15 protein-coding genes are annotated in these 19,681 nt (G+C 46.9%); 14 read left to right on the forward strand and 1 reads right to left on the reverse strand.

Translation table 11 applies throughout. The features are described 5' to 3' along the window. The first annotated feature begins 142 nt into the window (after nucleotides 1-142). From AC3WU2_RS00335 to AC3WU2_RS00395, 13 genes are all read left to right on the forward strand, one after another. On the forward strand, nucleotides 143-1,018 hold the full coding sequence (locus AC3WU2_RS00335) for a MurR/RpiR family transcriptional regulator (protein WP_492450275.1): 876 nt from the start codon (nucleotides 143-145) through the stop codon (nucleotides 1,016-1,018). 13 nt (nucleotides 1,019-1,031) lie between these two features. Beyond that, on the forward strand, nucleotides 1,032-1,709 hold the full coding sequence (locus AC3WU2_RS00340; protein ID WP_492450277.1) for an N-acetylmannosamine-6-phosphate 2-epimerase: 678 nt from the start codon (nucleotides 1,032-1,034) through the stop codon (nucleotides 1,707-1,709). Between the two features lie 26 nt (nucleotides 1,710-1,735). Further along, on the forward strand, nucleotides 1,736-2,710 hold the full coding sequence (locus tag AC3WU2_RS00345; RefSeq protein WP_492450279.1) for an N-acetylglucosamine kinase: 975 nt from the start codon (nucleotides 1,736-1,738) through the stop codon (nucleotides 2,708-2,710). Next, the gene (locus AC3WU2_RS00350; RefSeq protein WP_492450281.1) at nucleotides 2,707-3,453 is read left to right on the forward strand and encodes a sugar isomerase domain-containing protein; all 747 of its coding nucleotides are present in this window, start codon (nucleotides 2,707-2,709) and stop codon (nucleotides 3,451-3,453) included. Before AC3WU2_RS00345 ends, AC3WU2_RS00350 begins: the two co-directional genes overlap by 4 nt. Before the next feature lie 33 nt (nucleotides 3,454-3,486). Further along, nucleotides 3,487-4,854 carry an ABC transporter substrate-binding protein gene (locus AC3WU2_RS00355; protein WP_492450283.1) on the forward strand — a complete coding sequence of 456 codons (1,368 nt, stop codon included), beginning with the start codon at nucleotides 3,487-3,489 and terminating at the stop codon, nucleotides 4,852-4,854. Nucleotides 4,855-4,911: 57 nt separating this feature from the next. After that, nucleotides 4,912-5,829 (forward strand): carbohydrate ABC transporter permease, encoded by a 918-nt coding sequence (locus tag AC3WU2_RS00360; RefSeq protein WP_492450285.1) that lies wholly within the window; start codon nucleotides 4,912-4,914, stop codon nucleotides 5,827-5,829. A gap of 14 nt (nucleotides 5,830-5,843) precedes the next feature. Then, entirely contained in the window at nucleotides 5,844-6,680 is an 837-nt protein-coding gene (locus tag AC3WU2_RS00365) for a carbohydrate ABC transporter permease (protein ID WP_492450287.1), read from the forward strand. Between the two features lie 12 nt (nucleotides 6,681-6,692). Beyond that, a complete protein-coding gene (locus tag AC3WU2_RS00370; RefSeq protein WP_492450289.1) occupies nucleotides 6,693-10,589 on the forward strand; it encodes an S-layer homology domain-containing protein in 3,897 nt (1,298 codons plus the stop codon). Nucleotides 10,590-10,869: 280 nt separating this feature from the next. Continuing rightward, a complete protein-coding gene (locus AC3WU2_RS00375) occupies nucleotides 10,870-12,633 on the forward strand; it encodes an ABC transporter ATP-binding protein (protein ID WP_492450291.1) in 1,764 nt (587 codons plus the stop codon). A gap of 99 nt (nucleotides 12,634-12,732) precedes the next feature. Further along, complete coding sequence (locus tag AC3WU2_RS00380; protein ID WP_492450293.1) at nucleotides 12,733-13,722, forward strand: Gfo/Idh/MocA family protein; 990 nt, start codon at nucleotides 12,733-12,735, stop codon at nucleotides 13,720-13,722. Between the two features lie 14 nt (nucleotides 13,723-13,736). Beyond that, nucleotides 13,737-14,666, forward strand: coding sequence for an aldo/keto reductase (locus tag AC3WU2_RS00385; RefSeq protein WP_492450295.1), 930 nt, complete (start codon nucleotides 13,737-13,739; stop codon nucleotides 14,664-14,666). A 303-nt stretch (nucleotides 14,667-14,969) separates the two neighbouring features. Continuing rightward, on the forward strand, nucleotides 14,970-16,196 hold the full coding sequence (locus AC3WU2_RS00390) for an MFS transporter (protein ID WP_492450297.1): 1,227 nt from the start codon (nucleotides 14,970-14,972) through the stop codon (nucleotides 16,194-16,196). 168 nt (nucleotides 16,197-16,364) lie between these two features. Next, a complete protein-coding gene (locus AC3WU2_RS00395; RefSeq protein ID WP_492450299.1) occupies nucleotides 16,365-17,279 on the forward strand; it encodes a TetR/AcrR family transcriptional regulator in 915 nt (304 codons plus the stop codon). Nucleotides 17,280-17,364: 85 nt separating this feature from the next. Here AC3WU2_RS00395 and glf read toward each other — a convergent pair whose 3' ends face one another. Continuing rightward, on the reverse strand, nucleotides 17,365-18,468 hold the full coding sequence (gene glf / locus AC3WU2_RS00400) for a UDP-galactopyranose mutase (RefSeq protein WP_492450301.1): 1,104 nt from the start codon (nucleotides 18,466-18,468) through the stop codon (nucleotides 17,365-17,367). Between the two features lie 188 nt (nucleotides 18,469-18,656). Here glf and AC3WU2_RS00405 point away from each other — a divergent pair, with 188 nt between their 5' ends. Beyond that, on the forward strand, nucleotides 18,657-19,538 hold the full coding sequence (locus tag AC3WU2_RS00405; RefSeq protein ID WP_492450303.1) for a LysR family transcriptional regulator: 882 nt from the start codon (nucleotides 18,657-18,659) through the stop codon (nucleotides 19,536-19,538). The last annotated feature ends 143 nt before the right edge of the window (nucleotides 19,539-19,681 follow it).

Here is a 19,681-nt window from a genome sequence, read left to right on the forward strand (position 1 = left end):
AACAAATACTGAAAAAGCACTAAAAAATAGATCGTGAATAAAATATTTATTCTATTTAATTTTAAGAAAAAAATATTCTTGCCAAGTTTTTAGGCGGGTGCTATACTGATCTCAACATAAGCCCGAGGGAGGGAAAGCTGCAATGAGCGATACATTGCCGCCTGTTCAAGATCGAACAGGAGAAGGACTAACATTATTTGCGATGATTCAGAATGCGTATGACAGCTTCAGCGTAACAGAGAAACGGATTGCTGATTTGATTCTTAATTCTCCCGAGACGATTATTTATAATACGGTTACTCAAGTTGCCGAAGGTCTTGAGGTAGCGCAATCCACGGTTACTAGATTTTGCCGGACGATCGATTTGCGCGGTTATCAAGAGCTGAAAATCCGCTTGGCTCAAGAGCTGGAGCGCAGACAGCCTGCGATGCCGGAGCAAGAAGCGCAGAGCCTTCCCGGACAACTCGCGAATAATGCGGCGAACAGCATTCTGGATGCAGCCATGCATATCGAGGAGTCCGTGTTCGAATCGGCGGTAGCGGCCATTCTGGGAGCGCGAAAGATACATATTTCCGGTCTTGGCGAGTCTGGTCCGATGGCTCAGCTGTTGAAGATCAAATTGCTGGGGCTTGGCCTCATGGTTGATGCGCAAGTTGATGTTCATCTGCAGATGATTGCGGCAGCGCATCTGGATTCGGGCGATGTGGCGATCGGTATTTCGCAGCAGGGCAGCACGAAGGATATCGTGGCAGCGATGCAGGCGGCACACAAGTCCGGGGCGAAGACCATTTGCATCACGGGACATGGAAAATCTCCGATTACAGAGGTTTCGGATATTCGCCTCGTCTGCGTTAATCGCGGTCTGAGCAATATCGTGGAGAGCTTCAAGAGTAAGGCCTCGATCTTGTACGTCATTGAGTTATTGAGCGTAAGCTTGACGTTGAAAATGTCAGACCAATCGCTGGATATCAAAAAATTGTGGAAGACGACAGATTCCATCCTCGACAAATTGTATTAAGGAGTGTAGCCGCATGATCGCATCGTTGAAAAATAAAATTATCGTATCTTGTCAGGCATGGCCTGGAACACCATTCTATGGTGATCCGAGGCTGATGCGGGCGATGGCTGAAAGCGCTTTACTTGGTGGCGCGGGCGGCATTCGCGCGAATGGTGCTGACGATGTCCGCGAGATTAAGAAGACGGTCGATCTGCCGGTGATCGGCATTAATAAACTGCCGGATCGTTACGGCGTCCGCATCATTACGCCGGACTTCGAGAGCGCTCGCGTACTGGCAGAAGCAGGTGCTGATATGATCGCGCTGGATGCCACCTTCCAGGCGAGAGGAGATGAAGCCGAGCTGCAGCAACTGATTCACGAGATTCAATCTCGTTTATCCCTTCCGGTTATGGCGGATATTTCAAATCTAGAAGAAGCCGTACGGGCTGAACGACTCGGCGCAGATGTCGTCGCGACGACTATGGCGGGCTATACCTCCTATACGGAGCAAGATAAAACAGAAGGACCTGATTTCGAATTGATTACTCGCATCGCCCGGCAGGTCAACGTACCGGTCATCGGTGAAGGGCGGTTTGCGCTTCCGTCCGATGCTCACGAGGCGATTACGGTTCGCGGTGCTCACAGCGTCGTTGTCGGGACATCGATTACAGCGCCGTGGGAGATTACGGCGAGGTTCGTCAGAGCGATTTAATGGGGATGTAGGGGAGGAAATGATTCATGCTTCTACTGGGGATCGACGGAGGGCAGACGTCCACGAAATCCTGCCTGTATGATCATGAGAACGGCATTTGTCTATTCGCCAGCGGACCGCCGATCGATCATATGCTAACGTTCAATGGGCAGGTCAAAACCAAACAAGCTATCCAGCAGTCGCTGCAAGCGCTGCTTGTGCAAGCGAAGCTGATCCGCAAAGTCGATATGGCATTTGCCAGCATCAGCGGCGTGCATAAAGAGCATGAGGAATTAATAAAAAGCTGGATAGCCGAATGCGTTCAAGTGGATGCCTGCATGATCGAAGGCGATGTCAAAGCCAATCTGTCAGGCGCTTCGAACGGGAAGAATGACGGGGTGTTAATTATTGCGGGAGGTGGTAGCATAGGATATTACTTCGAAGGAAGACGGGAGTTCGTAGCCGGCGGATACGGTCATATTTTGGGGGATGAAGGGAGCGCTTATTGGATCGGACTTCAATCGATTAAAGCTGGAATTCGAGATAGTGAGTCGCGCGGCCTGAAGACAGTACTCGGCAAGCAAATTCTTGATCATTTCGGCGAAGAATCGTTCTGGGGAATCAAAAAACGAATTCACGCAGACAAAATTCAAAGAAGCGATATGGCGCAGTTGTCGCTGCTCGTGGAGCGGGCAGCGGCCGATGGGGATGAAGTTGCACAGGACATTCTGCAGCGGGCAGGAGAAGAACTTGGCGGACTGGCCGTATCCGTACTGCAACAGGCAAGGGCATATGACAGCACGCTGAAGCTGGATCATGTCTATATGACAGGCGGTGTCGTTCATTCCGAACGGGTCGTCGCCAGCCTGAAAGACACGGTTCATCGCTATGATGCAGCTGTACGTATTTCCAAGCCGCAATATCCGCCTGTCGTTGGGGCGTTAATCCTATCGGCGCAAGCGCTTCAGGTCCGCATGGATATGTCGATCGTAAATCTGGCATTGCAAGGAGACGAGATATGAGCATTGGAGCGAATGAAGTATTCAGAGCCATGACGTCGATCATCGAGCAATTAGAACGGACGCAAATGGGCAATGTGAGCAAGGCTGCTGAAGAGATGTTTCAAAGTTTGTTGAAAGGGGGGATCGTGCATATCTTCGGCGCGGGACATTCGCGCGCATTCGGTATGGAGATGTGCGGCAGAGCTGGAGGACTGGCGCCAATGAAGCTGGTTGGGCTGGAGGATATCGCTGCATTAGAAGGGACGACGGGCATTAATCTAGTAGAGTTAGAGCGGGATCCACATACGGCTCACCGATTGATGGAAATGCATGCGGTTCAGCCCGAGGATGCCTTCGTCATCGTATCGAATTCCGGCAGGAACGGCGCATCGAATGAGCTTGCACTGGAGTGTCAACGCAGGGGGATCCCGGTCATTGCCGTGACCTCATTGGATCATTCGCAGCATGCAGACAGTCGTCATCCGAGCGGCAAGAAGCTATATGAGATCGCAGACGTTGTCATTGATAATTGCTGTCCCTATGGCGATGTATTATTAGAAATTCCAGGTCTAACAGAAAAAACAGGCTCGGCCTCCAGCGTTGCGGGCGCGATAATCGCACAATCGCTAACCGCAGAAATCATTGCGCGCTTTGTCCAAGCGGATCGCACTCCGCCGGTATTCATTAGCGCCAATGTGGATGGAGGCGACGAGCATAATCGAGCCATCGTCCAACAATATGGACATCGACAAATCACTTATTAGACTCATCGTATCATAATTGAGGAGGCCAATACAATGAAGCAGCATAACCGTGTGACATGGCGGATATTCATCATATCCATCATCCTATTGATTGGTTTGACGGGCTGTGGCGGGAACTCCAAAGATATGACTTCCAATGAGAAACCAACGAAAGAGAACACGTCGCAAGAGAATGCGAGTACGACTAACGATACGAAGGACGTTAAGCTTGTGTTTTGGCATTATTTGAATGACCGTCATGACTTATTGAAAGAAATGGCTGCGGACTTTGAACAGAAAACGGGGATCCAAGTCGATATCCAATTATTCGGCGGCGATGGCTTTAAGCAAAAGATCATGGCATCGGCTCAAAATAACGCTTTGCCGGATGTGATGACCTTTGCAGGCGGTGCTGGAGATCTGGGGCAGCTCGTCGAGTCGGGCAACGTCATGGAACTTAGCGATATGAAAGATATATTCGGCAAGTTTCCTAGCACCATTTTGAAAACGTTTACTTACGATGAAGGCAATATTTTTGGCGTGAAAAAATTAGGCACTTATGGGCTCCCGATGGATACGAATAATATCCAGTTTGTCTACAATACGAAGCTATTCGAAAAAGCAGGCATTACTTCTGCGCCAACGACATGGGAGGAGCTGCTGGCTGATGTCGATAAGCTCAAAGCGGCAGGTATCGTTCCATTCGCAACAGGCATTGGCTCATGGGTGGCCGGTTCGCTGGCAGCGCCCTATGAGATCGCATATCTGGGCGAAGAGAAGTTAGTGAACGTGAAGAAGGGCCAAGAGCCGCTCATGGATTCAGGTTACCTGAATGTACTGAAGCGATTCGAGGACCTGTACAAACATGGCGCGTTCGCGGAAGGCATCGCGACGATGGATTTGCCAACGGCGGAGCAAATGTTCGTCAATGAAGAAGTTGCGATGATCTATGACGGTTCATGGGCTATCGGCGTGTTCAATCAGATGAATCCGAATTTTACGCAATATGATGTGTTCCAGCCGCCTAAGCCAGCGGACGCGACGCATGATGTGAAAATACCAGGCGGTATCGGCGTTCCGCTCGTCATCAATCAACATACTGAGCATAAAGAAGCAGCTATCGCATTTGTCAGATTCCTCGTTGAAAAGGAGCAGCAGCAAAAATACGCTTCCAAAAGCTTCAATCTGCCTGCCAACATGGAAGCGGCGACATCGGAAGGTGGCATGACACCGGCCTTGCGCAACTTCTCGCTCGGCATGAACCATATCATCGAGAACGGTGGCACTTACCCGGCTCCAAGCGTGGAGACGGTTCTGCAAAAAGGAATTCAGTTAATCGCCATTGGACAGTCGACGCCAGATCAGGTGCTGAAGGAAATGGATACGGAGCTGCAAAAGGCATTAAAAGAAGAGAAAGAGTAGCCACGCAGGAGGCAACCGGTCGGGTTGTTCGTCCTGCATATACACAGAGGTGATTCGATGGATGTAAGCAGCTTGCCAAGCACGAAAGGGAAACCGATCGGCAATCGAAGCAAAATCGTTAAGCGCTACCTGAATCTGGCTTATGTTATGCCGGCACTGCTGTTGTTTATTTTATTTTCATTGCTTCCGATTATTCGCACGGTTCAATACAGCTTTACGAATTTCAATGGCGTGAATTCGAACTATCAATTCGTCGGCTTCAAAAACTATGCCGCGGCAATAACCGATACGCGTTGGTGGGAAGCGGTGGGCAATGGGGTCATTTTTGCGCTGTTGTCGCTTGTGTTCATGAATACGATTGCGCTGCTGCTGTCCGTCGCGGCGAACTCGAACATTCGGGGCGGCAAGTTTTACCGTGTCGTATTCTATATTCCGCCGATCCTGTCCGGCATCGTTGTCGGGTACATTTGGAAATGGATTTATGAGCCGAAGGGACTTCTGAACGGTGTGCTGAGGGACATTGGCCTTGACCAATTTACGCATGTATGGCTAGGTTCGATCGACACGGCGCTCTATGCGGTAGCGGTCAGCTCGATGTGGCAAGGGGTCGGCGGCTCGTTCATTTTATTCCTGGCGGGACTCCAAGGCATACCCAAAGACTTGTATGAAGCGGCCAGCATCGACGGCGCGAGCCGGTCTCAGCAATTGCGCTACATTACGATTCCATCGCTGCGCAAGGTATACACGCTGGTCAATATTTTGACGATCCTCGGGGCGCTCGGCATATTTAATCACGTCTATGCGATGACGATGGGGGGACCCGGCTACGCGACAGAGGTACCTGCGCTGCGCATTTATCGGGAAGCTTTTACCAATTCCGATTTCGGCATGGCGAACGCCTTCTCGTTAATATTTGGGATTATGCTGTTTATTTTATCGCTCATCCAATTAAAGCTGTCCCAGAAGAAAGACTAGAGAGGGGATAACGTATGCAGAGTAAAGGCACGTTCTTTTTCAAAGGCATCACTCATTTATCCCTGATCGTGTGGACTGTGATCTCCATCTTTCCGCTTGTGTGGATGGTCTCGACCTCACTGAAGCAGCGGAATGAAATTTTTACGAACCGGAGTCTGTTTCCGAATAATGCGTTTAATCTCGAAAATTACAAGGATGCATGGTTTCAGGGCAATTTTAATGTCTATACGTTCAACAGCGTCTTATATTCCGTAATTGTCGTGGTGTGCGTGGTTCTATTCGCATCGCTGGCCTCATACGCCATCGCGAGATTGGATATGGCAGGGAAGAAGGCCATTTTCTTAGGATTTATGGCTACGTTAATGATCCCAATTCCCGGTGCCTTTATTTCGATCTACCTTGTGGTCAGCAATCTGGGACTCGCGAATACGAGAATCGGCTATATTTTACCGCTCATTGCCGCAGCGCTGCCGGTATCGATTTTCATCTTAAAAACTTTTTTTGATGAGATGTCGCGCGAATTGGAGGAAGCAGCGATCATCGATGGCGCCACCAGCTTCCAAATCTATTATAGACTCATGCTGCCCATTGCCCGGCCGGCACTAGCTACGATCGTGATCCTCAATACATTATCGGTGTGGAACGAGTTTATGCTGGCCTTAGTGCTGTTCTCGGAAAATAGGCTGATGCCGATTCAGATGGGCTTGTCCGTGTTCGTCGGACAATACACGACGCAGTATGAGCTGTTGATGGCGGCTTCTACGATTATGGTGCTGCCGGTCGTGCTCGTGTATATTGCGATGCAGAAACAATTCATCCAAGGGATAACATCAGGTGCGATAAAAGGCTAAGGAGGAACTTAAATGGTTCATTTAAGAAAAGGAATTGCCTTTATTATTATTGCCATGATGATGATAACGTCAGCAGCTCCCGGTTATGCCCATGCAAACGCTGGCGACGTGGCGGAAGGGTACGATGCAGCGAACGATGCGAAGGATACAAGCGCCAGGTATCAAAAGATTATCGATGCCGAAGCAGAATGGATTGCAAGCCTGCAATTCGACAATGGCGCGATTCCAACGTATAGCCAGGCGATTGATAGCTATAACGGAAAGTACAAAGTCATTCCCTATTTCTCGCATATTGCTCTGCTCGGCTTGCTGGAAAAGCCGGAATATGCGAACGTCGTGAAAAAATACATGGATTGGTATTTTGCCCATTTGAACGAAGGGAAAGGACCGGATGCGCCGGATGGATCGGTCTACGATTATGTGGTAGAGGCGGATCGTCAGACAGAGACGCCTACGCTCGATTTCGACTCGACGGATTCTTATGCGTCTACCTTCTTGAACATGCTGCGCAAATATGCAGAGGTAACAGGGGATACGGCGTATGTCGCAGAGCACAAGGAACAAGTCCTGCAGATCGCTTCGGCGATGCTCTCCACACAGGAGGCAGATGGCCTGACGTGGGCGAAGCCGACCTATAGAGTGAAATATTTGATGGACAACACCGAGGTATATCGAGGACTTATCGATATGGCATGGATCGCTGAGCATATTTTTGGAGACACGGCCGAAGCAGCCAGATTTCAAGCAATCAAAGAGCAGGTTCATACGGCGATTCAATCCGAGCTGTGGCTGGAACAAAAAAACATGTATTCGCCGGGAAAAACAGATTCGGGGACACTACTGAATCCGGATTGGCGGACCTTCTATGCCGATGCGACGGCGCAGATCTCTCCGATCTGGGCAGGCGTCATCGCGCCAGATAGCGAGCGAGCGATCCAGTTGTACAATAGCTTCAATGAACATCATCCCGGCTGGCCGACACTTGCGAAGAGCGATGCTTTCCCATGGGCGATCCTCGCCAGTGCGGCAGCGCTGATGGGAGACAAGGTGCGAGTCGATCAGTTTTTACAATCGATTGAAGCGACCTATGTGGATAAGGATCATCCGTGGCCATGGTACGTCATGGAGAGCGGCCTCAGCATGCTCACGGCTGCCCAGATGCAGAAGCTGCCCGATGTGCCGGTTCAATTCGACATGGCTGCGGTAGAAGAGGGGACAGTCATCGAAGCGCTTCCTTATCAAGTGACAGGTACAGCTGTCGGCCTGCAGGATATCGAAGTCACATTCATCCATCAGCTGACAGGAGAACAGAAGGTCTTTCATGCCGTACCTGAAGCGGGAACGTGGGGGATAGCGCTGCAAGGGCTGGTCAATGGCGATTATCAGGTCCAAGTAAAAGCCAAGGATCGCTTTAACAATGTTCATTTTACGCGTGATTTGACCGTAGCCGTCCGTCTTGGGGCTGCTGGGGAAGGCATGGCTAAAGTTACGATCAAGGCAGAACGCGAATTGTTGCGCCGTAACGAGAGCACTTCGATCGTGATTGAAGCTTTCAATAAGGACGGCAAGCAGTTGGATCTGTCGGATGCGCAAATTGCGTATCAAATGGATCTACCCAACCTGCTGGTGCAAGAAAGCGCGAATCACTTTACGTTGCGCGGCTTGCCCCTTGATCCGGCAATTCAGCAGATCAAGCTGTGGGCGTTCGTTACGAGAGGCAATGACGTGCTGAAGACGGATGAGATTGCGATCCGCATTTCACGCGAGGCTGCATCGAAACCGGATGACATATTGGATACGATGTTGGGCTGGCTGGTTGGACGCCAGCTTCCTAATGGAGCTTTGACGCGAAATGAACAGCAGAAGGAGGTAGATCCGGCTGCGTCTAATACCGCTGCGCTCGGTTTCTTGTTAAGGCCGGAGACGATTGAACTCGCAGAGAAATACATCACGAATTATGTGGGCAGCTGGAATTGGGGAGACCGCTTCGGCGTCTATGGTACCCAATATGAAAAGAAGCTGGATGAACAGAGCGGCGAGTGGGTATCGACAGAGGACTATAAGAGCGCGGCTGCCAGTATCGCTTCCTTTATATCGCTGCAACGCGCCTATTTCGAGCGAACAGGCAAGTTCGTCATTACCCAGTACCAGCTTGATATTCTGACAGGCGGACTGGGGCTGATGGCTTTGCAGGCTGCCGATGGTCTCATGTGGTCGAAGAAGGATGGGCAGATCAAATCGTTACAGGACAATTTACTCGTTCTGAAAGGAATGCAGGATAGCGTATGGCTGTTCCGGAATCATTTTAAGGATGAAGGTCCAGCGGCTTACTTCGAGAAGTATATGGAAATGCTGCGTGAAGGGATCAAGTCTAAGCTATGGAATGAAGAGGCGGGGGCATACACGATGTCAATCGATGCCGCAGATCAACCCACTCCAGCAGATTGGACGAAGTGGGAGGATGCCGGCGCTCAGCTTACGGCGATTGCTGCAGGAGTTGTTGCTCCGGATAGCAGCGAAGCGGCAGCTCTATATACGGCTTTGAATCAGAACTTTCCGAAATGGGCTTCCGAGGGCGAGCTGAGCGGCCTGCACGGTATTGCCGCGTATGTGGCGACGTTAATGGGCGATGCCGACCGCGCGATGGCTTGCCTGACACGGGTGACGGATGCGCTCAAGGCTGGCCATCTGCCGGCCGACTGGAATGTATCGAGTGCAGGTTACGCCATGCTGGCTGCTCATGCCGTCAAGGATCTGGTGAAGTCGGATAAGACGAAGCTGGGAGCCTTGATATCGCAGGCAAATCAATTGTATGCGCAGGCACAGGAGGGGACGTCCGCCGGTTATTACCCCGTCGGATCGAAATCTCGACTCCAGACGGCGATTACCGCAGCCGAGGCTGTGATGCAGGATGCGGCGGCTATGCAAGAGGCTGTCGATGCAGCCGTGGCAGCTCTTACGCAAGCTGTCGAGACATTCAAGAAGTCCGTCCATGTTGATCAACCGACGAACCCGGGCAATCCAAGCAATCCCAATAATTCATCTACACCTTCAGTTTCAAGCAGCATTGACAAAGCAGTGCTGAATCAGGTTATCGCAGACGCAAAATCGAAACATGCAGCAGCCGTAGAAGGCAGTAGGCCAGGAGAGTATAAAGCTGGGGCTAAGAAAGCTCTGCAAGCTGCGATTGATGCGGCTGTCGCGATCCAGAAGCTAGATAACGCTACGCAACAGCAAGTGAATGAAGCTGTGGCTGCACTGAAGCGTGCGGTGACTGAATTTATGAAGCAGGTGGTTGCCGAAGGAGGCAGTGAGGGGAATGGGAGCGATCAGGGGACGATCGACTTCAAAGACATACAAGGCCACTGGTCGGCTTCCGTTGTAGCTAGAGCGGCATCGCTTGGTATCGTCAAAGGTTTTGCCGACGAGACCTTCCGCCCTAATCAGCAAGTGACGAGAGAGCAGTTCGTATCAATGCTTGCGCGCGCTCTTCAGCTTTCTTCGGGTTCGGTAGCGGGGAGTGGGACTACGTTTAAAGATGATGATCAAATTTCGTCATGGGCTAAATCCGACGTAACAGCAGCGGTTGATGCGAAGCTGATTCAAGGATTCCAAGACGACACGTTCCGTCCTGCACTGTTGATCACGCGCACGCAGCTCGCCGTGTTGGCTACCCGTGCAACAGGAATAGATTCACAATCGGCTGAAGCTAAGCAAGTGAACTATGCAGATTCGAACCAAATTCCATCCTGGGCCAAGGCGGAAGTCGCGGCTGCATCGGCTGCCCGCTTCGTGCAAGGTAAAGAGGCGGACCGATTTGACCCACTGGCAGCAGCAACGAGAGCGGAAGCTGTCAAGGTGATCATAGCTGTACTCGATTATATGGGCCAAGGGAGTAGCAGGAATTAAGGAGGCGTCTCTTAAGCATCGAGTTCATGTTTAAGTAAGAATGTCAAAAAGCACACCGAACAATTCTCGGTGTGTTTTTTGACATTTTTCTATAAAAGGATCTTAACCGTGTTCTGCATTTGTGCGGAATGAAGTAACGCTTATTGATATCCTCGGATTAAACCTAACATAATCATATACATACTAACGGCGTCATATGGAACATTTTTATAGAAACTGCTATTATATGTAAGGTGTTTAGTTTTATTGATGGTATGGGAAAATAGGAAAGAGGTGTGACATGAACAAACAAAGTACTTTTATTCGGTTGTTAAAGTATATGAGAAGATATAAGTTATTGTATGTTTGTTTGATTATCACGATGGTGGTCGGGACCTTTCTAGATCTCTTTATCGCGTGGTTTTTGTCTTTTATAACAAATGCTGCTGTAAAAGGCGAAGTTGAGGCTTGGCCTAGTTTGATTCTTATAGCTACAGGAATGTTAATTTTTACAGCGCTTAATTCATATTTAGATACATATTTCAAACAAAAGGCATCTTTAAATGTAAGGAACGATATAAGGTTGGATACACTTAATCATGTTTTAAGGTTACCTCAATCTTATTATGATAAAAATCATTCGGGCGAGTTACTATCACGTTTCACAAGTGATAATCAAGCTGTAGGAGAAGCCAGTGGTAATATTATCATGGGTCTTCTTAAAAATCCGTTACTTGCACTTTGTGCATTTATTTATTTATTAAACATTCACTGGCCTCTCGCCTTAATTTCTATTTCAATAGGACCACTCATGATATTGGTAGGGAAACTATTCGGTGAAGCGATGCGTAAGAAAAGCATTACTCTGCAAGAAGCCGTGGGCAGTGCAACCTCTTTCTTGCAAGATGTATTGGGGGCCAGTGTTTTATATAAAATTTTTGGTCTAGAGAAGAAAATTTCGAAGCAATATCAACAGTACAGTACAAAAATATCTGATATCGAGCGAAGTCAGGGTAAAGTACAGGGAAGTGCAAATGCTATATCAGGAAGTATTGCAACACTAACCTTTATTATTGCAATCCTTGTTGCTGGTTTTTTTGTTGCAAAAGGGAATCTAGAAGTTGGTGCTATGATCGCGTTCATTCAACTCATGAACTACCTTGTGCAACCGTTCTCGCAACTCCCTGGGCTTTGGTCAAGTATGCAACAAGCCTTAGCAGGTGCTGAGCGAATCTTTCAGATCATCGATGCTCCTAAGGAATATGAGGAACTCCCAGATCAGGGACGTGCCAAATCTTTTGGGCGGTTAACCGTATCTAGTGTCGGCTTCTCTTATACAAATTCAGAGGAAGATATGATTCTTAGAAACGTTCACTTCGATGTAAAGGCAGGTCAGACGATAGCCATCGTAGGTGCGAGTGGTGGAGGGAAGTCTACATTATTTAAATTGTTGCTCGGACTGTATTCTCCAACGAATGGATTGATTGAAATTGATGGTAGGAGTCAACAGTCCATGGGCCTAAGGGAATATCGAGACTATTTCTCGCTTGTTCCTCAAGAGACAATACTTTTCACAGGGACGATTAGAGATAATATATTGGATGGTAACATGGCGGCTGATGAAGCCAGTGTTATCGCTGCAGCAAAGAAAGCAAATGCTTATGATTTTATTATGAAATTAAGTGAAGGCTTTGACACAGAAATTGGAGAACGCGGTAGTCGGTTGTCGGGTGGACAAAAGCAAAGGATTGCCATTGCAAGAGCTATTTTGCGAGATGCACCCATATTGCTGTTAGATGAGGCGACGGCAGCTTTAGACAATGAATCTGAGAAGATTGTACAGGATGCTCTTGCAAAACTAATGGTAGGAAGAACAACGTTAGTTATTGCACATCGTCTGACTACGGTTCAAAATGCAGATTTAATTGTAGTCATGGAAAACGGGAATCTAGTTGAACAAGGTACACATAACGAATTAATTCTAGCTGGTGGTCGGTATCATTCTCTGTATTATGCTCAATTAGAAGAAAAACAAGGTACGGAAAGTATTCTTATGGAAATATAGGTATCGTCGCAATCTTGTGGTTGATCGTCTCGTGAGAATGATTTATATTGTTTTTGTACACATCAGCCAAAAATGTAAACTATTGAAAGAAGGTGTCCGATGACAAATCGTCCTTTGCGTTTCGGAGTTATTGGGTGTGCGGGAATTGCCGTAGGGTCAGTCATACCGGGAATCAAGCAATCCACAACAAGTGTTGTGCAAGCGATCGCAAGCCGAGATTTGCGTAAAGCCCAAGAAACGGCTGATAGGCTGGAAATTCCGACGGCTTACGGCAGTTATGAAGAATTGCTAGCGGATTCGAGCTTGGATGCAGTATACATTCCCCTGCCGAATCATCTGCACATGGAATGGTCCATTCGTGCGATGGAAGCAGGCAAGCATGTACTTTGCGAGAAGCCAATGGCATTAAATGCAGGAGAGGCTGCGAGAATGCTAGAGGTAAGCCGCAGCACCGGGAAGCACCTCGCAGAAGCATTTATGTACCGCAATCATCCAAGATATGATCGAATTAAGGAAATCATCGCATCCGGTGAGATCGGCGAGGTCCGAGGGATTCACGGGACCTTCACTTTCAATAATCATGCCGATAAGAACAATGTGAGGTATCGTAGAGATTGGGGTGGCGGCTCCATCTATGATGTAGGGTGTTATCCGATTAGTGCGGCCCGTCTGATTTTGGGAAGCGAGCCGGAAGCGGCAACGGTTCATGCGCTAATATCGCCTGAGCATGACCATGTAGACATGATGGCCTCGGGGGTCATTGAATTTCCGAACAGCGTAGCGTTGACCTTCGACTGCAGCATGTGGGCAGCATTTCGGAATACGCTTGAGATTCTCGGTACCGACGGTCGGATAGAAGTGCCATCGGCATATATTGGTGATCCAACCTTTTATGTACATACGAGCGCAGGGAAGCGGGAAGAGCAGCAAGAAATGCTCAATCAGTATTCACTTCAAGCTGATCATTTCGCCCGAATCGTATGGGGAGAAGAATCCGCGCGATTTGGTCCTGAAGATGCTGTCGCCAATATGAAAGTCATTGACGCTTGCATTGAATCCGCTTACAGACGGCAACGCATTCAAATCTAGAGGAGATGAATGAGATGAAGAGTTTATCCTTTCCAAGTCTTAGGAATCATGTGTCATCATTAATCATGGGTTCGGATTTTTTTGCGCCGGAGACCTTCGATGAGGTATGCAGGGTACTGGACGGTTATGTCGCGATTGGCGGCAACACGATTGATACGGCTTTTATTTATTGCGGAGGAAAAAGCGAGCAAGCCATAGGCATGTGGATGGAGGAACGCAAGAACCGAGACCAGATCAACGTGTGGACCAAAGGCGCGCATCCGAATCAAGATGGTTCCCGCGTGAACCGCACGGCGATTTATGAAGAGTTGATGATTAGCTTAGAACGGTTGCGGACCGATCGAACCGATCTTTACGCGCTCCATCGTGATGATCTCAGCGTACCGGTTGGAGTGATTCTTGAAGCGCTGAATGAGCATGTCGAAGCGGGGAGAATCGGGATATTCGGAGCATCCAACTGGACGACGACGCGTCTTGAGGAAGCGAATCACTACGCGAAAGAGCACGGGTTACGCGGTTTTTCTTTCAGTAGCCCGAACCTGAGTCTGGCGAAAGCCATCGAACCGTATTGGCAGGATTGCATTAGCATCGATGAGGAGTCCTTGTCTTGGTATGAACATTCGCAGCTTCCGATTTTGTCTTGGTCTGCGCAGGCTAGAGGATTTTTCACGGGGCGGTATACCCCAGAGGATCGTTCGAATGCGGATTTGGTACGTGTATTCTACGATGATGCGAACTGGGAACGATATCGGCGTGCAGAGCAGCTTGGCGTTGAGAAAGGATATACGACCATCCAAATTGCGCTGGCCTATGTGCTGAATCAACCGTTTTCGTCTGGGGCGATTATTGGTCCACGGAACGATGAGGAACTGAAGTCCTGTCTTGAAGCAACGAAGCTTGTTTTAACACCGGAAGAAATTCGATGGTTGGATCTGCGGAGTTAATTCGGGAGTTAGTGCTCACTACTTAGTTGATTGTGCTATAAGTGGCATAATAAGTATAGCGGATCCAAATCGGATCCGCTCTTTTTATTACTAGTAAGTTCTCGGACCTCTTGTTTTCTTCCAAGAAGATAACATATACACCGCCCGGCGCTCCTGTGTTCGGGTCTGTTTTACGTGAAAAGGAATTCGAAGTCAGAAGCATGATCTAACATTTGACAAACTGGAGAATGTTGGAGTAGCATGGTAAATGACCTTATGGTCATTATAAGAACTGTAAAGTTCTAAGAGAAGGAGATGGGGAGATTGTCAGTACCAAAAAGAGGATCCGGTTCGCTGATTATTCTAATGATTAACATGTTTATCGCCATGGTTGGGATGGGATTGATCATCCCAATCATGCCGAAGTATGTGACGGAGTTTGGCGTAACAGGCCAAGCCATGGGTTATCTCGTAGCGGCATTCGGGTTAACTCAGTTTCTGTTCTCGCCTATCGCAGGCGAGCTGTCGGATAAGTATGGCAGGAAATTGCTTATTGTATCCGGGATGGTGCTCTTTACGATCTCACAGCTGTTGTTCGGCGTTGCTACAGAATTATGGATGCTTTATCTTTCCCGCTTATTGGGTGGCATGTCGGCAGCTTTGATGACCCCGCCCATGATGGCGTATGTAGCGGATATTACGACGGAAGAGAAACGCGGCAAAGGACTTGGGCTGCTGATGGCTTCCATGACGCTCGGCGTTGTCATCGGTCCTGGCATTGGAGGGTTCTTGGCGGATTGCGGGATTCGAGTGCCATTCTATTGTGCGGCTGCACTCGCGGGGATATCTGCAATCGTGTCGATGCTGTTCCTACCGGAATCATTGTCGGCAGAAGAACGTGCACGTGCAAGAAGCAATATGCAGAAGCGTGATAATCTACTCCGTCAGCTTGTCGCTTCAACGAAAGCGCCTTACTTCATGCTGCTGGTGCTCGTATTCGCCTTGTCATTTGGATTACAGAACTTCGAAGCGATCTTTGGCCTGTATGTCGATGTGAAGCATGGCTTTACACCGAAAGACATTTCACTCATGATTACGCTTGGCGCGCTCATCGGCGTGATATGCCAAGCTGTGCTGATTGAACGCTTGCTGCATCGATTCGGTGAGAAGAAGTTGCTGATCTCCATGTTCATCTTATCCGGGGCTAGCATGATTGCGATGCTGTTCGTGTCCAATTATTTCCTCATTTTCGTCGTGAGTATGCTGTTCTTCATAGCAACTTCCATTGTGAGGCCAGCAGTTAACACGCTGCTATCGAAGATGGCCGGAAATGAGCAGGGATTCGTGGCTGGCATGAACAATGCATATATGAGTTTGGGCAACATTATCGGCCCATCCATCGCAGGCATTCTGTTCGACGTCCATATTCAAATTCCATACGCCTTCGGTGCTGTTATTTTGTTCATTAGTGCAGCAATATTCGCTATGTGGGGGAAAAAGTCGTCCCATTCGACATCGGCTCAGCAGGCTAAGCACTCACAGACATCATAATTTTTCTCTCTACGCAAGTGTCGTGTTCAATTTTATATGATCTCTACGTGGTTGCAGCTAATAACCGCTTTTGTTATCATGAAAGAAAGTTAAGAGGTTTTCTCATGATGAAGAGAACTAATCGGTCATAGTAAGAACCTTGGAGATCATAGCGTAGGGGGCAGCATTATGGAAGAGCATATGCCAGAGAAGAAGAAGCAAATCATGCTCTCAGCGATGAAATTATTCGCAACGAAGGGTTTCTCGCATACGACGATGCAGGAGGTAGCCTCGTTCTGCAAAATGTCGAAAGGAAGTGTCTATCAGTACTACAGTTCCAAAGATGAGTTGCTGCTGAACATTTTCATGTATCAATCCAAGTTATTGGAAGATCGTATGCAAATGATGGAGCGGGCAGGAGATCTTCATCCACGAGAACGGCTAATACGTAAAATCGAAGTTTATCTTAGCATATGGAATGAACACCCTGAATTTATTAAAATGCAAATGCGGGATAATGCGGATCATGTAAATAAGGATATTCGTGAATTTATGTTCAAGATGAGTAAGCTTAGTATCGAGATGCTTGTAGAAAGTCTGCGAGATATATACGGGCAGGAATTCGAGCCTTATCTGATGGATGGCGCATCTTTGCTTAGCAGCTTGGTATTCACCTATATGTGTCTTAAGCTATTCGATAACATTCCGATTCAGATAGAAAAGATTAGCAAGCATATTGTCGGAATCATGGATTATACGGCAGAGGGAATGATAAAGCATCGTCCAAGTCCATTGCTGAATGCACGTATGTTCTCCTTATTGGAGGGGGATGAAGTAAAGACGAGGATCGTACATCCACTCATCCTCGTGAAACAAATACGAGAGGCAGTGGAAGGAGCTTCGATCGAAAAGTCGAATAAGCAGGATATACTGGACTCTATCCTTGTGCTGGAAGAGGAATTACTACAGGTGCAGCCACGTAAAGTTATTCTATTAGGAATGCTGTCGAATATAAAGGAAGTTGCGGCTTGGAGTTCATTGTATGAGCAGCTATGCCACGCTATTGATTCTACATTTCGATATGCACCAGGCACTTTTCGTTGAGCATTGTCACCGAATAATGCATAGATAGCCATGCTAGATTTACGCTAGCATGGCTTTTGTGAACACAGGGGGTGATTTGTCGGAATTAATCTTCACTGAACTCCTTATTAACAGCTTCCAAGGCTGCGCCTATGATTTGGTGCATATCATAATATTTATAGGTTGCCAATCGTCCACCAAAGATCACATTCGTTTCATGGTCGGCTAACGCTTTATATTTATAATACATGTTGTTATTTTTATCATCATTGATTGGATAATAAGGTTCGTCCCCAGTCTTCCACTCTGTTGGATATTCTCGAGTGATGACCGTTTTGTCCTGCGTACCAAATTCAAAATGCTTATGCTCAATAATTCGCGTATAGGGTGTCTCTCGATCCGTATAATTGATAACGGCATTTCCTTGATAGTTGGTTGTATCTAACACCGTTGTTTCGAACTCTAAGCTTCTATACTCCAGCACACCATATTGATAATCGAAATATTGATCAACCATCCCCGTATATACGATTTTTTTAGCCAAAGGGGTTAGTTCATCTCTACGCTGGAAGAAATCAACATTTAATTGAATATCTACTCCCTCTAGCATTTTCTCAATGATGGCTTGATAACCGCCAATCGGGATACCTTGATATCGATCATTAAAGTAATTATTATCATACGTAAAACGAACGGGCAGCCTTTTAATGATAAAGGAAGGTAAGTCTCTTGCGGATCTTCCCCATTGTTTTTCGGTGTAGCCCTTGATTAGTTTTTCATAAATATCGGTTCCAACGAGTGAAATGGCTTGTTCTTCCAGATTATTAGGTTCTGTAATCCCTGCGGCTTTTTTTTGTTCTTCAATTTTTTGTTGTGCTTCTTCTGGACTTACGACCCCCCATAATTTGTTGAACGTATTCATATTGAAAGGAAGGTTATAGATTTCTCCTTTATAATTCGCGATAGGAGAATTGGTATACCGGTTAAATTCCACAAAGCTATTCACATACTCCCAAATCTTTTTATTGTTGGTGTGGAAAATATGAGCACCGTATTTGTGAACGTTAATACCCTCTATTTCTTCCGTGTATACATTTCCGCCGATATGATCTCTCTTATCAATTACTAGACACTTTTTTCCTCTTTTTTTGGCTTCATAAGCAAATACAGATCCGAACAGACCTGCACCCACAATTAAGTAATCATACATGATGAATCTCCTTGTTAGCTAATTCATTTGGGCATTTATTCGCCCATTTTTTAATTTTAATATTCATTTTTTCATACTAAGGAGGATTTAGCAACAAGATCGTTGGATTTCAAGTGTAGGGTAGAAGGATGAAGTGTATGTTTGTTATACTGATATAATCAGTTCCGTTGAAGACGAAAGGAAGCTATATGAATACTGAAGCTTTGGAATCATTCATAAAAGTCTATGAGAAAAAAAGTGTTACTGCAGCGGCAAGGGACATGTATATCACACCACAGGGGATAAGCAAGACCATCAAACATCTGGAAATCGAATTAGAAACCGATTTGTTCTATCGAGGGCCGCGCGGAATGGAAGCCACGAAAGCTGGAGAGCTATTATATGCGCGAGCTAAACATATTTGCTACTTAATGGAAGATATCAAAAAAGAAATAAGCATTATGGACGGAAAAAAGGGAATGCTTCATGTTGTAGTTACTTATTCTACATCAGCTTTACTGCCTCTGGATGTTTTGTATCGGTTTTCTGAAACTCATCCAGACGTGCAATTAAAAATAAGAGAATTCCCGGACGAATATCCTACAGATCAGCTATTTATAGATGAAGTTGATGTTGGCATCGTTATGCAGGCTGATGAAATTGAAAATTATGAATATGAGTTAATAGCAACAGGGGAACTGGTGGCCGTAGTTTCTAAAAACCACCCTCTAGCTGAAAAAAATGTGATTTCAGTGATGGATTTAGAAAATGAATCTCTGGTTATAAAATCGGTGGGACAGGAAAAGGAGCATAGTTTTTTAATCAAATGTTTGGAATATGGATACACACCTAATGTCATGCATGAATTTGGCAGTGTGATATCTGCGCATAGGCTTTGTAAGAAGAATGGATATGTCATCATATCGATAGACTTTGTAGAAGAAGCATTTCAAGATGAGAATTTTAAAATTGTACGATTAAAAGAAAAAATCCCACAGCATTTCTATCTTGTCCTTAGAAAAAGAGGTATTCAGTCGAAAGCAGTCTCATTGTTCCAAAGCTATATCAAAGAAAAAATGAAGTCGTTTTGATGTGCAGAATAGCCCATCTAAACGACTTTTTGTATGGAGTAAACAAAAAGTTACCGCCCCCTAACTATTGGTTGATAGTTATTTCTTTTTGCATGAAGTACTCTTGAATTACAAGCATGAAAGCATATACATTCCGTGCTTGT

It is taken from the genome of Paenibacillus sp. EB106-05-06-XG162, assembly GCF_058791655.1.

Excerpts from the sequence above, each read along its gene's own strand:
- AC3WU2_RS00335 (WP_492450275.1), top strand. The coding sequence starts at position 143 with ATGAGCGATACATTGCCGCCTGTTCAAGATCGAACAGGAGAAGGACTA.
- AC3WU2_RS00340 (WP_492450277.1), top strand. The coding sequence starts at position 1,032 with ATGATCGCATCGTTGAAAAATAAAATTATCGTATCTTGTCAGGCATGG.
- AC3WU2_RS00345 (WP_492450279.1), top strand. The coding sequence starts at position 1,736 with ATGCTTCTACTGGGGATCGACGGAGGGCAGACGTCCACGAAATCCTGC.
- AC3WU2_RS00350 (WP_492450281.1), top strand. The coding sequence starts at position 2,707 with ATGAGCATTGGAGCGAATGAAGTATTCAGAGCCATGACGTCGATCATC.
- AC3WU2_RS00355 (WP_492450283.1), top strand. The coding sequence starts at position 3,487 with ATGAAGCAGCATAACCGTGTGACATGGCGGATATTCATCATATCCATC.
- AC3WU2_RS00360 (WP_492450285.1), top strand. The coding sequence starts at position 4,912 with ATGGATGTAAGCAGCTTGCCAAGCACGAAAGGGAAACCGATCGGCAAT.
- AC3WU2_RS00365 (WP_492450287.1), top strand. The coding sequence starts at position 5,844 with ATGCAGAGTAAAGGCACGTTCTTTTTCAAAGGCATCACTCATTTATCC.
- AC3WU2_RS00370 (WP_492450289.1), top strand. The coding sequence starts at position 6,693 with ATGGTTCATTTAAGAAAAGGAATTGCCTTTATTATTATTGCCATGATG.
- AC3WU2_RS00375 (WP_492450291.1), top strand. The coding sequence starts at position 10,870 with ATGAACAAACAAAGTACTTTTATTCGGTTGTTAAAGTATATGAGAAGA.
- AC3WU2_RS00380 (WP_492450293.1), top strand. The coding sequence starts at position 12,733 with ATGACAAATCGTCCTTTGCGTTTCGGAGTTATTGGGTGTGCGGGAATT.
- AC3WU2_RS00385 (WP_492450295.1), top strand. The coding sequence starts at position 13,737 with ATGAAGAGTTTATCCTTTCCAAGTCTTAGGAATCATGTGTCATCATTA.
- AC3WU2_RS00395 (WP_492450299.1), top strand. The coding sequence starts at position 16,365 with ATGGAAGAGCATATGCCAGAGAAGAAGAAGCAAATCATGCTCTCAGCG.
- glf (WP_492450301.1), bottom strand. The coding sequence starts at position 18,468 with ATGTATGATTACTTAATTGTGGGTGCAGGTCTGTTCGGATCTGTATTT.
- AC3WU2_RS00405 (WP_492450303.1), top strand. The coding sequence starts at position 18,657 with ATGAATACTGAAGCTTTGGAATCATTCATAAAAGTCTATGAGAAAAAA.